Consider the following 15,532-nt stretch of genomic DNA (forward strand, 5'->3'; position numbering starts at 1 on the left):
TGCCACTAAAGAGCCCCGTCCAACGCTCAACGACTTCAAATGGCGACAACGATTGTTGCGCAGCAAGGTCGATTTTAAGCACCAAATGGTAGTGATTACTCATAACCGCATAAGCGCAAACGTCGATGCAGAATATTGACGACAACTGCCTGATTTTATCCACTATCCAGCCACGTCTATGCTCGTAACTGCGCCCCGACAGTGCATCTTCACCACACAAAAATGCCCTTCTCACGCAACGGTTAATCACGTGGTAAAAGGGCGTACTTTCAGCATCTATCAACTGGCGACGGGCAGTGGTCATAACCAACCTCGACTGAGCTTTGATGGGTATTTCAAAGCCTAGTCAAAGCTGGGCGAAACATCAAAAAGATATGGCTGTCCTATCTTTTTGCCTTTACATGTTCGAGTTCACTGTATTTTCGCTTATATAACTTAGCCTTTGATATAAATGAATTCGAAAGTCTTATGATTGATTCTCGATTCATTTCTCCAAAACGCATATTTTGAAGTTCATCAGCGGAGCGGAAATACTCCCACTCTGCGGTTTTCCCTTGGCTGTTGTTTGCTGTTGTTGCCTCAACAATAAGACTAATATTGTCTCTCTTGATGTGGAAATCTGGTGAAGCTGAATCCCAGTTAAATTCAAACCCAAATTCCTTAAACAAGGCGTAAAGGTAAATTTCCCAAAAACAAGAGTTAAAAGAAGTCTGAAACTCTCGGGCAAACTTACCGTCTCGATCTGGAAATCCATCAGCCCAACGTTGAAGTTCAGCTCGCTCCAAAGTCCTAGACTCTCTCATGATTGAACGAAAATTTTTGTGAAGTTTTGCGTCTTCAACAATCGGCTCAAACAGGTTCATAGAGTTATGGCTCCAATAAAGAGATAACGCCCGCTTAAGTGGTGAGCAACGCAATACGATGTTCCTGCACACCACCTAAATCACTAAATTCAACGCATAGTAAAAATGCCACGCGTTGCGAATCCGTCTTGAAGCGTTTGTTAAGCAACAATTTCCTCTGCATTATAAAATCTACCAGAATCTTTCGTTTGTTGAAGCCAATCTGCAACTTTTACCTTAAAGCCTTGTTTGGCAAATAGAGTACCAGCAGCTTTCAAATAGTCTTTATTGGCGCCAAATTGAGCCAGACTTAGCACTTCTTTACCTATTGTGGTAACTAAGTAAACTGGCTTACTAGCGACTTTTTGAGCGTTCTCGTGCTCCAAAATTAGACAATGATTATATGAAATTAAACCTTTAATAAAACGGGTCTGTTGTGAACTTTTCCATTTGGTTTGTAGCCCGACAGCCTCTACTCCTGATAATATCCCCAGCTCTTGTAAATACATCAAGATACCAAAGTTAATTCCTGCCTTTTCAAGAATTTCATCATGCTCTCGAAAAATAACACCTTCGACAACAAATTGTGCAGCTATTGCAATAACCTCAGCGTCAGCCTTTGACAAAGTTTTTAAGAAATCTAATGTTCTGTATGAATATGACCCTGGACTTTTAATCTCGCCAGCTAGAATTTTGCCCCAAAGCTGCTGCAAGTCCTCGGAGGACACACGACCAGCATATTCTTGCCAATTGAACAACCAGTCATCTTCAATCTTAGATTCATTTACGGGGGTGGCGTCATCAGCCAATAAATCCTCTGCGATCAGTATTGATTTCGCAACATTTGCTTCCTTACGAATATTTTCACTGACACTTTTTCCAAAAGAGTTTCTCACTGCATATTCAACCCCAAGAGTCGGCTCAATTCTTCCCTGCCTATTCTCAAGAAAATTTTCTAACTGAGGACTCTCAAATTGAATATTACCGTTTCTAATATCTTCCGCTAGCCTTTCTGCTTCAGCAATTTTTAGAATTTCTTGGCGCTTAAGATCTAATCGGCTTTCACCGACTCGTCGCTCTTGCCACGGTTGAAGAATACTACCAATACCCTTGTCAACAAGAGAATCCCACATCTTAATTATTAAATTTTCACCTGGAATATTCATATTTACCCTTTGTTGCTTAACAGCTGTATAGTGCGCATGCGCGTTTTAGTCCTCGGAGGAGTGTAAACACGCATCGCTATCTATTTGTATTCGCTGGATATAATAGAGTTTAGTCCTAATATCCCTTGCAGCTAAACGCGCATGCGTGGTTTCCAAACCTATTATCTACCAGCTGTATTTTTTAACATTATGAATTTGATGCTATTTTCTAAAATGTTACAGAAATAACGCGCAAACTTAGCTACAAATTCCCGGCATTTTTCCTGGAACGGCAATAATACTGTATAGAAAATCAGTTATTAGGCGCTTGTCATAAGCGCTCCAAGCCCTGCAACTAAGGGCCTTAAAACCAAGAGCCCTACAACCCAGGCCTTACAAAAAAACGTTAAGTAAAGCCATGGCTACCGCACGGGTCCAAACTCTGTTTGTCCCTACATTCCGCTGAAAACGGAAAAGTGCTACTGCTTTCGGCCTTAAGCTTAAGGAAGTGCTAAAGCTAAGCGTTTGAATTGGTTATACAATACCCAGTACTGAATGTGAAAACAATTAGCCAAAGGTCAAGTTTTGACAAAGGCAACAAAACCCTAATTTGGGTTGTTTTTGAAGCAGAACTGACTGAGTTTAAACCCAAAACGATACGACTTTAAGCCGCTGGAACAGCGGCTATCATAGCTTCCAGCCAAAAGTTCCTAAGTTAGTACTGGCCGAGCTTCCGGCCACGGTGTAGCCAATCACCTGCGGTGCGCCTTTCGCACAGGCGATCCTGTGACGCGCTGTGAACCCATCCCTGGGCGCTCGACGAAAACGTCCCTGTTTTCGACGGTCACAGTTCCGCCTGTGCCTGGAAATGAGGTGTATGTCTGCAGATCTTTCAAATATTTCAAGCTACTCAGCGCTAACAGAATTGCACCAATGCCCCCTTCGGAGCCGCCGCTGGCGTTATTGCAAATTGGCGTAGCCGAGACAGGGATGTCGAGACTCGAAGGTCGAGCAAGGATGCGAGTCCTGAGTGTAGCCAATTTGTTTCATAAGCCAGCGGGGATTTCGGCTACGTCGGGGTGTCCTTGGGGATGCAAGGGGCTTTGGACAAGCAAAGCCCCTTGCCCGGTGTGGTGTGGAACACCACGACTTTAGGCCGCTGCCACAGCGGCTAGCATGGCTTTCAGCCCCAAATAGCCAAATAACGTTGATTGAGCTTCCAGCGACGGACGTCTCCCATTGCCTGCCGCAGGCTTATGCACAGGCGATCCTGTGACTCGCTGCGAGTACTTCCCTGTAAGCTCTGCCTCGGCATCCATGCCTCGGAAGGTCACAGTTCCGCCTGTGCCTAGAATTAGGCGTATATCTGCAGATCTCTCAAATATTTCAAACTACTCCATTGTCACAGAATTGCACCGGCTCCCGCTCGAAGCGGCCGCAGGGCGTTGATGACAATCGCGTAGCGAGGCATGGATGCCGAAGCAGCGCCAGTCGAATCAGGGATGAGCGTCTGGCGCGATAGCGAATTGACATCATAAGCACAAGGGGTTGTCCGCTGCGTCGCGGGTCGCAGGGGGTTTGGAAAGGGGGCGAGTCGGTACAGCCCCCTTTCCTCGGGTGTGGGGCGAAGCTCCACGACTTTAGGCCGCTGGCACAGCGGCTATCATAGCTTCTAGCTAAAAGTTACTAATTAGTATTGGCAGGGCCTCCGGCAACGTATGTTTCTCATTGCCTGCCGCAGGCTTATGCACAGGCCTGTGACTCGGCGAGAGTTGCGCAGCAACATGCTTTCGACCGCGAACCAGGGATGGTGAGCTGGCCGTTAAACAGGAAAGTTGTTGTGAATACGTCCATGTAGCCTCGACGAAAACATCTGACCTACAGAGACGTAGGAAATGCCGAATTTGTCTGGAACAAGATTCGGCCCTGTTTTCGACGGTCACAGTTCCGCAAGCGCCTGGAAAATAGGCATATATCTGCAGCTTAAAACAACTCTGTGTGGAAAGAATTGCACCGACTTTCCTTCAAAGCCGCCGCTAGGCGTTGTTTGCATATTAGCGTAGCCGAGGCCGGCTTGGAAAATTGAAAACGAATTTTCCGAGGCTATGCCTGATAAGAAGAAGCTATACCTGATAAGAAGTTATGCCTGATAAGAAAATGCCCTCCGATGGAGGGCATTCATTGATGAGTACAACTGGGCTTAAGCGTTTCTCGGTTGTTCAGGCTTATCTATATCCAAAGTCACTTCATAGGCCACATTGTTTTGGCTAACAGGCTTTATCGTCTCCACTTTGGGCTCGGCACTGGCCTTGGTATCCCGGGCGATTTGCAACGCTTCATGGGTGAGCATGTTGTTGCCGCTCAGCAGATCATTCAGCCCGCCCTTTTCGGCATCTACCAGCCCCAACTCTCTGAGCATGGCATCGACCACAGGCGCATTGGCACGGTAGTTGAGCGCCGCACTGGTAACCTGCTCGGCAATGCCGCCCTTGACACCGGCACCATCGGAAGCTGTCCCCAGTTGGCCGGTTACGCCGCTGCCATAGCCTTGAAGGATCTTGATGCCTTCGATGTTTTCCAGCGGTTTAACCGCATTGGCGACGATTTCCGGCAGAACTTTGAGGATCGCCAGTGAGCGCTGCAGGGCAACTTGCTCGTCACGCAACACGTTCTCAGCTTCGTGCAGTGCCTGTTTACCGGCCGCTTCCACTGCATACACCTTCTCATCGGCCTCGGCCTTGAGCATCTTGGCATCGGCACTGGCGCGGGCTTCGGTCAGTATCGCTATGGATCTATCTTCGGCGGCGCGTTTCTCGGCTTCAGCCTGAACTGTAACGCCAACGGCTTCCCGCTCTGCCTCTTTACGGGCGTCGATAACTTCAATCTCTTTGCGACGATTAGCCTCAGCCACCTGACGCACTGTGATTACCGCTTCCTCTTTTTCAACCTTGAGCTTTTCGGCCTCGGCGGCGCGGGCTCTGGCGGCAGATTCTTCTTCCGACTTGGCGGCAACCGCAATCTGTTTTTCCTGCTCGGAGACTTCGATATCTCGCAGCTGTTGAATTCTGGCCTGCTCAATTTGCTTACGCTTTTCAATCTCGCGGGTTTCTATGTCTTTGGTCTTTTCAATTTCCGCCGACTCGATGGCGCGTTCCTTGGCGATTTCCGCCTCCCGCTCCTCACGCTGCTTTTGCTCTTTCTGCTTGATGATCTCGGCCTTTTGCTCGGCGCGCTTGAACTCCAGTGCCTGCTGCTGGATCAGACGCGCTTCCTCTTCGGCCTTTTCGATATTCAGCGACTCTTTTTCGGCTTCCAGGTTACGCAGCTCAATCTGGATCCGGTTATCCTGCTGAATATCGTTGGTTTCTTTGCGCTTTTCTTCGATGATCTTGGCGAGTCTGGCACGACCTTCGGCGTCGAAGGCGTTGTTCTCATTGAAGAACTCCAGCTCTGTTTGGTCAAAACCTGTCAGAGAAACCGACTCCAGTTCCAGACCGTTTTTCTCAAGATCGTTGGCAACGTTGTTCTGCACCCGCTGTACAAAGTCGGCCCGCTGTTCGTGCATCTCTGTCATGTTCATTTCGGCTGCCACGGCGCGCAGCACGTCAACAAACTTGGACTCCATCAGCTTCTTGAGCTCTTCCACCCTATTGGTGCGACCGCCCAATGTTTGGGCCGCCATGGAGATACCTTCGGCATTGGGGGCCACCCGCAAGTAAAAGTCGGCCTTGACGTCCACCCGCATTCTGTCTTTAGTGATCAGGGCATCTTTTTGAGTCTTGCCCACTTCAATGCGCAGGGTATTCATATTGACGTGAATAATTTCATGCAGTACCGGCAGGACAATGGCGCCGCCATCTTTGACTACCTTTTCACCACCGAAACCCGTGCGCACAAAGGCCATCTCTTTGGTGGCGCGGCAATAGAGCTTGGCAAAAATAAACCCTATCACCAACAGGCAGAGCACTACTGCGCCTGCGGTAAACAGCAACATACTGGTGCCGCTGGTATTTAAACCCGGGATGGTTTCCATTCCTGTTGTTTCCTTTTTTGGTTGGATTATTGTTCAAAACGGGTGGCAGACCACACGCGGCCGCTGCGTCTGAGCAGCACCACTTGCACCCCTGCCGGGAATTCGGTGTCTTCGTCCTCGGGCTCGACCAGGACATAGTGTTTTTGACGGTATTGATCCTGAACCACGGCCTCGCTGGGATTACCCTTGATGGCACAGCCGAGCGTTACTGTGCCGACGCTGCCGCTGAGATCTTCGATTGAGACGGCGCTGGATTCATTTTTGGGAAGGATTCTGGCCAACTGCCCACCGAGGAAATGGCAGGCAACCGCCGCCAGCGGCAAGGCCAGCAACAAGGAAAACACTTGCGGTAACAGGGCCGAGGTGAGCAGCCAGGAAAAATAGTTAAGCAGGTAGCCCGTAATACTGAAACATCCCAGTGCCAGTACAAACCAGATGAGCACAGGCAGCCTATCCAGGCAGAGCCAACCGGCCAGCGCTGTCAGTCCCCCCTGAGGCAGGTCAGTATCAAGATCGGCATCGGGAAGCCAGTCATCCATAGCGGCCATCAGGCTGATACCCGCGATTAGTGTGAGTCCCTCTATCACTCCAAGCAGTGCCACTATCGCCAAGGCTACAGCATAGGGCAAATTGGACTGGGCCAGAAAAAAGTCCAGCACAGGATTCCTCCTTGTAGACGACTGTACCTGTCGTCAATATTCCATTTAAGCCTGTTTATTTCAGGTCGTTACTGAGTGTACCCCTTGGCAAGCTTGGACTCCAATAGCTTTTATCTGCATTTAACGTCAGAAATCTGCAGCGGCTCACATTAATGTTAGCCACTCCATACTGAGGCTATCTTTGCTTGGGTTAGTGTTGCAACAAACCACAAGGTTTACGCCAGCAACGCCCAGACAAAACCGAATTTTAAACTTTGTTTTTTATTACAAGGCATTAATTTAATTACATTTCGCAAGAACAAAAACTGCCGAAAAACACTTGAGAACGATCCCTTGGCTTGGTTAGCATAAGAACTGTTCCCTCTGATGCATGCCATTATTTTAGAGCAAACCATGACTGCCAAAACCGAATACCAACATATTTGCCAGCACTTTCGCACCATCAGCCACTTCGAGCATTTCAGTGCCCTGGGGGACTGGGATCAAGCCACCATGATGCCTATGGGCGGCAGCGAGGCCCGCTCCGAGGCGATGGCCGAGTTGGCATTACACATTCACAGTTTAAAAACCTCGCCCCGGCTTGCCGAATGGTTGGATGGCGCCGAAGCCAAGGCCGCCGAACTCAGTATCGAACAGAGGGCCAATCTCAGGGAGATGCGCTGGCACTACGCCCAAGCCTTCGCCGTGCCAGGGGACTTGGTGCAGGCCAAGACGCTGGCGGGTTATCGCTGTGAAAACCAATGGCGCGAACAGCGGCATAACAACGATTGGCAAGGGTTTCGCCCCAATCTCGAGGCGGTAATCGCCTTGGTGCGAGAAGAAGCCCAGGCTCGCTCGGCGCACACAGGCAAGGCAGGTTACGATGCCCTGCTGGACAGATTTGAACCCGGCATGACATGTGAGCGGCTGGAGACCACTCTCGGAGCAGTGCGGGACTGGTTGCCCGAGCTTATCCAAAAAGTGAAGCACAAACAGCTGCACCAGAGTTACAAGAGCAGCGCCGGCGACTACCCGATAGCAAACCAAAAGCTGCTGGGACGGGAGGTGATGCAATACCTGGGATTTGATTTCAACCAAGGGCGTTTGGATGTCAGCTCGCACCCATTTTGCGGTGGCGTGCCCGGTGATATCCGCCTCACCAGTCGCTACACGGAAAACGACTTTATCACTGCCCTCACCTCCACTATTCACGAAACGGGTCATGCCCGTTACGAGCAGGCGCTGCCAAAGGATTGGCGAGGGCAACCCGCCGGAATGTCTCGCTCCATGGGGATCCACGAGAGTCAGAGCCTGTTTTTTGAGATGCAACTCGGTAGCAGCCGCGCCTTTATCAGCAAGCTCTATCCGAGAATTCGCCGACATCTCGACTGCCCGGTATCGGCCCATGAACTGGTCGACAATATCACCCGGGTCAAGCCGGGTCTTATCCGGGTCGATGCCGATGAAGTCACCTATCCGGCGCATATACTGCTGCGATTTGAAGCCGAGCAGGCCTTTATCGACGGCAGCCTGGAGGTGAAAGACCTACCCGATTTCTGGGATCAAAAGATGCAGCAATATCTGGGGCTGAGTACTGCCGGCAATTATAAAGATGGCTGCATGCAGGATATTCACTGGACCTTGGGCGAACTGGGATATTTCCCCAGCTACACCTTGGGCGCCATGTACGCCGCCCAGCTGAGATTTGCCATGGAAGCCGAATTGGGCCCCATTGAAGCCCTGCTGAGCCAGGATAAGCTGGGGCAGATTTGCGACTGGCTGGATGAAAAAATCTGGTCCAAGGGGTGCCTGCTGGAAACCGATGAACTGATCCGCAGCGCTACAGGGCAGAGTCTGGATCCCAACTTCCTGCAGCGCCATCTGCAACAGCGCTATCTGGATTAATTTATCTGCAAAAATGGTATAATGGCGCGTTTCTACGAAGTAACTGCAAAGAGAAAGTGAATTCAGATGTTGATACGCGCCATTAGCCAGGATGACTGGCAAGCCATAGGCGAAATTCAAGCAGAGTGCTACCACGCGCTGGCCCCCGAACCTTTACATGTACTCAAGAGCAAGTGGCAGGCATCACCGCAAACCTGTTATGTCCTTGAAAAGAGTGACCAGGTGGTAGGCTATTGTCTGGCTCATCCCTGGACCGAAGACACCCCTCCGCCACTGTACAAGGCGATTACCACACTGCCAAAGGCCGACACCCTTTATCTGCATGATATTGCCATCAGCAACAGGGCTCAGGGATTCGGCGCCGGACGCAAACTGTTTGATACCCTCAAACTGCAGGCGGAAAAACTGCGCCTGGGTTCCTTGTCACTGGTTGCAGTACAGGGCGCCTGTGGTTACTGGGAAAAGCTTGGCTTTAACCACAAGCGTATCGAAAAATCGTTGGCCACCTATACAGATGACGCCAGTTATATGGTCTATCCGGTAGCCCGCTGACAGATGCAACCCACACTCATCACCATAGGCTTATTGTGCCTGAGCAATATCTTTATGACCTTTGCCTGGTACGGCCACCTCAAGTCCCTTTCAGGTAAACCCTGGATAATTGCCGCTTTGGTCAGTTGGGGCATAGCCCTGTTCGAATATCTTTTGCAGGTACCGGCCAACCGTATTGGTTATAGTGTGATGAATGTGGGCCAACTCAAGATACTTCAGGAAGTCATCACCCTGAGTCTGTTTGTTCCTTTTTCATTCTATTACCTTAAAGAACCGCTGAAACTGGACTATCTCTGGGCCGGGTTGTGTATGCTCGGCGCCGTTTATTTTATATTTCGCAGTAAGTTCGCTTGAGCCCACTGCTTTAATGAGGACACAAGATGGCACGTCAGGTCGCCTATGAATACAAGGGGGTCGCGAAAGTGATCAACTTTGCCTATGACAAATACCACGACATGTACGAGGCTGTTGCCGCCGCCGAGGGAATAGATCTCAGCCGTTTTCTGGCGATGGAGCAGCAAGTCGCCATGACAGCCAAAGGCGGCGGCGCCCTGAAGAGCTATCGCACCAGTGAATTCGCCCGTATGGGATTTCGTCATATCCACTTTGTCAAAGAAGAAGAGCAGGGTTAATACCTGCCCAAAAGAGGGTTAAGCCATGATAAATCCAGAGCACGCCAATTTTCCCCGAGCCGGCTTTTTCAAGCGCCTCGGTGCCGCCGTTTATGATCTGTTGCTGGCGGTAGCCGTCTACATGTTTGCCGGTGCCATAGGGTTTGGGATCTTTGCCGGCCTGACCGCCTCCGGCCTCATTCCCATGGGGAACTATGAACATGTTTCGGATCTGCTCAATGGCAACAGCCTCTATCACGGCCTCTATCAGCTGTGGCTGGCCTGCTGTGTGGCCGGTTTCTACGCTCTCTTTTGGTCCAAGGGCGGCCAGACTCTGGGCATGCGCGCCTGGCGCCTCAAGGTACAGCATCCCAACGGCCAAAACCTGAGTTTTATTACCGCGCTGGCACGGGTGGTTTGGTCCTTGCTGGGGATAGGCAACCTGTGGATCCTGTTCAGCGGTGACAAACTGGCACTGCAGGACAGCATGACCCGCTCCGAAGTGGTGCTTCTCAGTAAAGAAGCCAACTCACTGCGCAACTGGCACTGATTCTGAGGTAATGGCCTGAAATACCCAGGTAGCGGTAGCATTAAAATAGAGCTTTTTAGATACTAATACGCAAACCACAGCAAAAAGCCCTGTCAGTGACAGGGCTTTTTCATAGGGTTAATCAACAAGGGAGGCTTTAAACCGCAGCGGCTTTACTCTCAAGCCCTCAATCCTCAGCGTCCTCAGCGGCGGATATAGTAGATAGCCGCGCCGGTAAACAGCACACTCGGCATCATGGCCCCCATCAAGGCCGGCAGCTCATAGACTATGCTCATGGGGCCGAAGATCTCATTACAGATATAGAAGGTAAAGCCGGCTATCACCCCGAGTAATACCCTGGCCCCCATGGTGACGGTTCTAAGCGGCCCGAACACAAAAGAGAGCGCCACCAGCATCATCACAGCCACTGTGATGGGTTGCATCACCTTACGCCACAGCGCCAACTCATAGCGACTGGCATCCTGATTATTGTTCTTCAGATAGTCGAGATAACCGACCAAACCGCGGATAGACAGGGCATCGGGTTTAACCGACACCACACTCAGCTTGTCCGGTGTCAAACTGGAGGGCCATCTGTCTTCCTTGAGGTTATCCAGCACCACTTGCTCATTTTTGAACACAGTGCGGCGAACCTCCAATAAACGCCAATATTCCTTGGTGTAAATAGCCTGCTCGGCGTGCACCACACTGGCCAGCTTCTGCTCAGAGTCAAACTCATAAAGGGTAATATTGCCAAGACGAGTCACATCCTCAATCTCGCCAATATTGACGAACAGGTTTCCATCTCTGGCCCAAATCCCGCGGTGAGACTTAATCAGGTTGCCGCCGGAGATCTTATTGGTCTTCAGCTCATAGGCCTTCTGCTCCGCCACCGGTGCGCCCCACTCCCCCAGTACCATTACCATCAGCATCAAAGGAACCGCCGTCTTCATCGCCGACAGGGTGATCTGCAGCCGCGACATGCCGGAGGCCTGCATCACTATCAGTTCAGAGTTGGAGGCCAGCATGCCCATGCCGATGAGCGCCCCGAGCAACACGGCCATGGGGAAAAACATCTCCACATCTCTTGGGATCAAAAACAGCACATAGACGGCGGCATCCATCATGGTGTAGCTGCCCCGCCCTACCAAACGCAGCTGATCGACCCATTTGATGATCCCGGAAAGCCCGGTCAAAATCAGCAGACACAGGGCAGAAGTGCTGAGCAATACTCTGGCAATATACCAGTCCAGTATCTTCATGCTGCGGCCCCCCGGCGTTTGAACAGACCGGTCAGGCGAGTGCCCAAAGGTCTGCCCTTACCTATCAGCAAGATGCCCATCACCAATGCCGAGGCATGGATCCACCACATTCCCAGCCAGGCCGGGATCACCTCATCCTGCAGCGCCTTGCGCCCGGCGACCATCAAGCCGAAATAACCAAGATAGAGCAATACCGCCGGGAATACCTTGGCAAACTTGCCCTGGCGCACATTGACCCGCGCCAGCGGCACAGCAATCAGCGTCATCAAAGGGATAGCCAGCGGAATCGCCAGTCGCCAGTGGAATTCGGCTACGGCTTCCGGCCCCGGCGTATTGAGCAGCTCCTTGAAAGGCACGGCAGATAACTTGCGATCCCTCTCATCCACTTCCTGCTCTTTGAGCTGCATCTGATAACCGCCGAACTCAATCACCTGGTAATCCACCCGGTTCGGTGCTCCCTGATAACGCACGCCGTCATCGAGCTTGAGCCGCTGGCCACCTGTTGCGTCTTCCACCACCCGGCCACCATGGGCCACGACCAGGTTGGTAACGCCGCTCTCATCTTCCGCATCGGGAAGCTGGGCCACAAAGACTTTTTCCAATTCATTGTCTTTACTGATTTTTTCAACAAAGAGCACTGCCCGGCCATTGGCACTGGTTTGAAAGCGCCCCTGAACCAGGGCGGCTAACCCAGCCTCTGACTGGGCCTTCTCCAAAACCGCGTGCTGTTTGTCCTGGGCCCAAGGCGCAACATAAAGCGCCAGATAACCGGTAAACAAGCTGTTGAGCAACGCCAGGATCAAGGTTACCCGGGTAACATACCATTCGCTGATACCGACCCCGTGAAAGACCACCATCTCGTTTTCTGCATACATGCGGCCGTGGGCGAGCAAGATCCCCAGAAACAGACTCAGAGGCAGGATAAGCACCGTCAATTCGGGCAGATTAAGGCCTATCAGAGTCAGCACCAGGGAGGCGGGAAATTCGCCGTCGGAGGCATCGGCCAGGATGCGAACAAATTGCTGGCTGATAAAAATAGCTAATAAGACTGAAAGCACCGCTATTTGTGCCTTCAAAACTTCGCGGATCAAGTATCTAAATACAATCACAGGCTGAATCCGGTATCCAAACTTATCTTTTTGCTGGTGTCAGTGTTACTTTCATGTAGACTGTCTACTTTTGATAGTTTTCTGACCATAACAGGCGGCATTTTGGTTGTTTCAGGCGTATGATTCTTGTCAGCCAAACCAGCCCCCTGCTGCAGGAAATTTTCCGCCTTTAGGCGGCACAAGCAGACATTATCCAATAAATAAAAAAGTTTGTCTTTAAAAGAATCTAGGAGAGCTCATGGAGTTTAGCGTAAAGAGCGGCAGCCCCGAAAAACAGCGCTCGGCCTGCATAGTTGTAGGCGTTTACGAACCCCGTCGCCTGTCCGGCATCGCCGAACAACTGGACAAAATCAGTGAAGGTTACATCAGCAACCTGTTGCGTCGCGGTGATCTGGAAGGTAAGCCCGGGCAGATGTTGCTCCTGCATCATGTACCCAATGTGCTGAGTGAGCGGGTTCTGCTGGTAGGTTGCGGAAAAGAACGAGAACTAGACGAGCGCCAATACAAGCAGATCATCACCAAGACGATCAACACCCTCAACGATACCGGCTCAATGGAAGCCGTGTGCTTCCTGACCGAACTGCACGTTAAAGGCCGCGACACTTATTGGAAAGTGCGCCAGGCCGTGGAAACCACCAGCTCTACCCTCTACAGCTTCGATGGACTCAAGACCCGTAAGGGCGAGACCCGTCGCCCGCTGCGCAAACTGGTATTCAATGTCCCAACCCGCCGTGAACTGACGGTTGGCGAGCGCGCCATCGAGCACGGTGTTGGCGTTTCCGCCGGTATGCAGTTGTGCCGCGACGTGGCCAATATGCCACCCAACATCTGCAACCCGGCTTATCTGGCCTCACAGGCCCGGCAATTGGCCGAAGTGCATGAGAACCTGAAGGTCAGCACTATTGGTGAAGAGCAGATGGCCAAGCTTGGCATGAACGCCTACCTGGCCGTGGGCCGTGGCAGTGCCAACGAGTCCATCATGACAGTGATGGAATATCAAGGCGCCGTCGACACGACCGCCAAGCCGATAGTGCTTGTGGGTAAGGGCCTCACTTTTGACTCAGGTGGTATCTCACTCAAGCCGGGTGAAGCCATGGATGAAATGAAATACGACATGGGCGGCGCTGCCGGGGTACTGGGTACCATGAAGGCCATCTGTGAAATGAAGCTGCCCATCAATGTGGTTGGGGTACTGGCCGGCTGTGAAAACATGCCTTCCGGCAACGCCTATCGCCCAGGTGATATTCTCACCACCATGAGCGGTCAAACCGTGGAAGTGCTCAACACAGACGCCGAAGGCCGTCTGGTGCTTTGTGATGTACTCACCTATGTGGAGCGCTTCGACCCTGAACTGGTGGTCGATACCGCCACTCTGACAGGTGCCTGTGTTATCGCGCTCGGTAAACACGCCTCAGGTCTGTTCTCTGCCCATAACCCACTGGCGAGTGAGCTACTCAATGCCGGTGAGCAGAGTGGTGACCGCGCCTGGCGCCTGCCAATATGGGATGAGTACCAGGAGATGCTGGACAGCCCATTTGCCGATATGACCAACCTGGGCGGACGCCCTGCCGGTTCTATCACGGCGGCCTGTTTCCTGTCGCGCTTTACCAAAAAGTACCACTGGGCTCACTTGGATGTAGCGGGTACAGCCTGGAACAGCGGCGCCAACAAGGGCTCAACCGGTCGTCCGGTTCCTATGCTGGCGCAGTTCCTGCTCAACCGCGCCGGGGTCGAGCAAGGCGAATAAGCGCCTGACTCCCTGCTAATAAAAAGCGAAGCCCAGTGCTTCGCTTTTTCTTTTTGTGGGCTATTTTATAAAGCCAAGCTTCCCTTTGTCCAGCTCCTTCCCCGTCTTTTGATTATCGCCCCCGCCTTTTGATTATCGCCGAAAGCGTCGGCGCTTGGGCAAAATAGTATTCATCCACGGTTCAAACCACAGAGCGAAGCCACAGAGCTAAGCCACAATAAACCGCCCTGTTGAAAGGCAGTGGCTCAAAACAGCCCCCATAAAACTCGGCTTCAGACTAAGTTTGCACAGCTGAGTTTGCCAATACAGTTCCAGCCGACATGACTCCGTTTACTTTAACTCTGAACGCTTTAATTCATTGCTTTTCATCCAGTTACTTCCTGTCACTTTTTTTTGTCACTTGGTATTGCCGTTGAGATTCCAAGCCAAACAACTGCTGTTCAAATAAAATACTAGACGACTGGTCTAATGGTGATTATACTGGCCGCCATGAACACACAGACACAAAGCACACGCCAACACATACTGGACACGGGTTACCAGCTCGTCGTAACCAAAGGCTTTTCCAATGTTGGCCTGTCACAACTGCTGCAACATGCAGAAGTCCCCAAGGGCTCCTTCTACCACTACTTCAAATCCAAGGAGCAGTTCGGCGAAGCCCTGATAAAGGACTATTTCAACGATTATCAGAATAAGCTGCAGGCACTTTTGGGCCATGAACGCACTCCGGCGCTGCAGCGGCTGCAAAGCTACTGGCAACTCTGGCTGGATTGCGACGCCGATGTCTGCGGCGCACAAAAATGCTTGGTGGTGAAGCTGAGCGCCGAAGTAGCCGATCTCTCTGAACCTATGCGTATGGCGCTGCTGCAAGGCGCCAAGCGGATCATTGCCACCATTGCCGAATGCATCGAAGCCGGAAACCGGGATGGCTCTGTCAAGGTCGGCAACAGTGAACAGACGGCGCAGCTACTTTACAACCTCTGGCTGGGAGCCAGCCTGATGAGCAAGCTGACCCAGGATAAAAACGCCCTCAACCTGGTGATGCAAACCACTGACAGCATACTCGCAGGCAGGCTGGACAACAGCGGCCAATAACAGATACTCCCCGCCACACAGGTGGCGGGATTTTTTTAACCGAGCACTAGACGACCGGTCTAAT

General features: G+C 51.5%; 13 protein-coding genes and 1 pseudogene. 7 read left to right on the top strand and 7 right to left on the bottom strand.

The annotated features are described in order from the left end of the window. The 5 genes and pseudogenes from AYI96_RS20385 to AYI96_RS10085 all read right to left on the bottom strand — a co-directional run. Positions 1-304, bottom strand: a pseudogene (locus AYI96_RS20385) (alpha-amylase family glycosyl hydrolase); the annotation flags it as partial. A gap of 79 nt (positions 305-383) precedes the next feature. Then, complete coding sequence (locus AYI96_RS10065; protein WP_144361549.1) at positions 384-863, bottom strand: hypothetical protein; 480 nt, start codon at positions 861-863, stop codon at positions 384-386. Between the two features lie 140 nt (positions 864-1,003). Further along, a complete protein-coding gene (locus tag AYI96_RS10075; protein WP_039033178.1) occupies positions 1,004-2,008 on the bottom strand; it encodes a DUF2806 domain-containing protein in 1,005 nt (334 codons plus the stop codon). A 2,179-nt stretch (positions 2,009-4,187) separates the two neighbouring features. Next, entirely contained in the window at positions 4,188-6,020 is a 1,833-nt protein-coding gene (locus AYI96_RS10080; protein ID WP_144361551.1) for a flotillin family protein, read from the bottom strand. A gap of 26 nt (positions 6,021-6,046) precedes the next feature. Further along, positions 6,047-6,679, bottom strand: a complete 633-nt coding sequence (locus AYI96_RS10085; protein WP_039033177.1) for a YqiJ family protein — start codon at positions 6,677-6,679, stop codon at positions 6,047-6,049. Between the two features lie 393 nt (positions 6,680-7,072). Here AYI96_RS10085 and AYI96_RS10090 point away from each other — a divergent pair, with 393 nt between their 5' ends. The 5 genes from AYI96_RS10090 to AYI96_RS10110 all read left to right on the top strand — a co-directional run bounded on the left by AYI96_RS10090 (position 7,073) and on the right by AYI96_RS10110 (position 10,276). After that, complete coding sequence (locus AYI96_RS10090; RefSeq protein ID WP_144361552.1) at positions 7,073-8,563, top strand: carboxypeptidase M32; 1,491 nt, start codon at positions 7,073-7,075, stop codon at positions 8,561-8,563. Positions 8,564-8,629: 66 nt separating this feature from the next. After that, the gene (locus tag AYI96_RS10095; RefSeq protein WP_025011398.1) at positions 8,630-9,115 is read left to right on the top strand and encodes a GNAT family N-acetyltransferase; all 486 of its coding nucleotides are present in this window, start codon (positions 8,630-8,632) and stop codon (positions 9,113-9,115) included. A gap of 3 nt (positions 9,116-9,118) precedes the next feature. Next, positions 9,119-9,469 (top strand): DMT family protein, encoded by a 351-nt coding sequence (locus AYI96_RS10100; RefSeq protein ID WP_025889282.1) that lies wholly within the window; start codon positions 9,119-9,121, stop codon positions 9,467-9,469. Positions 9,470-9,495: 26 nt separating this feature from the next. Further along, positions 9,496-9,747 carry a DUF2960 domain-containing protein gene (locus tag AYI96_RS10105; protein WP_025011397.1) on the top strand — a complete coding sequence of 84 codons (252 nt, stop codon included), beginning with the start codon at positions 9,496-9,498 and terminating at the stop codon, positions 9,745-9,747. Between the two features lie 25 nt (positions 9,748-9,772). Further along, entirely contained in the window at positions 9,773-10,276 is a 504-nt protein-coding gene (locus tag AYI96_RS10110; RefSeq protein ID WP_144361553.1) for an RDD family protein, read from the top strand. Between the two features lie 182 nt (positions 10,277-10,458). On the opposite strand, the gene lptG is transcribed toward AYI96_RS10110, so the two are convergent. Together lptG and lptF are read right to left on the bottom strand one after the other, a co-directional pair. After that, entirely contained in the window at positions 10,459-11,517 is a 1,059-nt protein-coding gene (gene lptG / locus AYI96_RS10115) for an LPS export ABC transporter permease LptG (protein ID WP_028781603.1), read from the bottom strand. Continuing rightward, positions 11,514-12,626, bottom strand: a complete 1,113-nt coding sequence (lptF, locus tag AYI96_RS10120; protein WP_039033175.1) for an LPS export ABC transporter permease LptF — start codon at positions 12,624-12,626, stop codon at positions 11,514-11,516. The genes lptG and lptF overlap by 4 nt, the downstream gene beginning before the upstream one ends. 238 nt (positions 12,627-12,864) lie before the next feature. Here lptF and pepA point away from each other — a divergent pair, with 238 nt between their 5' ends. Then, the gene (gene pepA / locus AYI96_RS10125; RefSeq protein ID WP_039033174.1) at positions 12,865-14,373 is read left to right on the top strand and encodes a leucyl aminopeptidase; all 1,509 of its coding nucleotides are present in this window, start codon (positions 12,865-12,867) and stop codon (positions 14,371-14,373) included. Between the two features lie 489 nt (positions 14,374-14,862). Then, on the top strand, positions 14,863-15,468 hold the full coding sequence (locus tag AYI96_RS10130) for a TetR/AcrR family transcriptional regulator (RefSeq protein WP_144361554.1): 606 nt from the start codon (positions 14,863-14,865) through the stop codon (positions 15,466-15,468). Positions 15,469-15,532 lie beyond the last annotated feature (64 nt).

It is taken from the genome of Shewanella sp. MSW (assembly GCF_007636515.1).
Taxonomy (GTDB): domain Bacteria; phylum Pseudomonadota; class Gammaproteobacteria; order Enterobacterales; family Shewanellaceae; genus Shewanella; species Shewanella indica.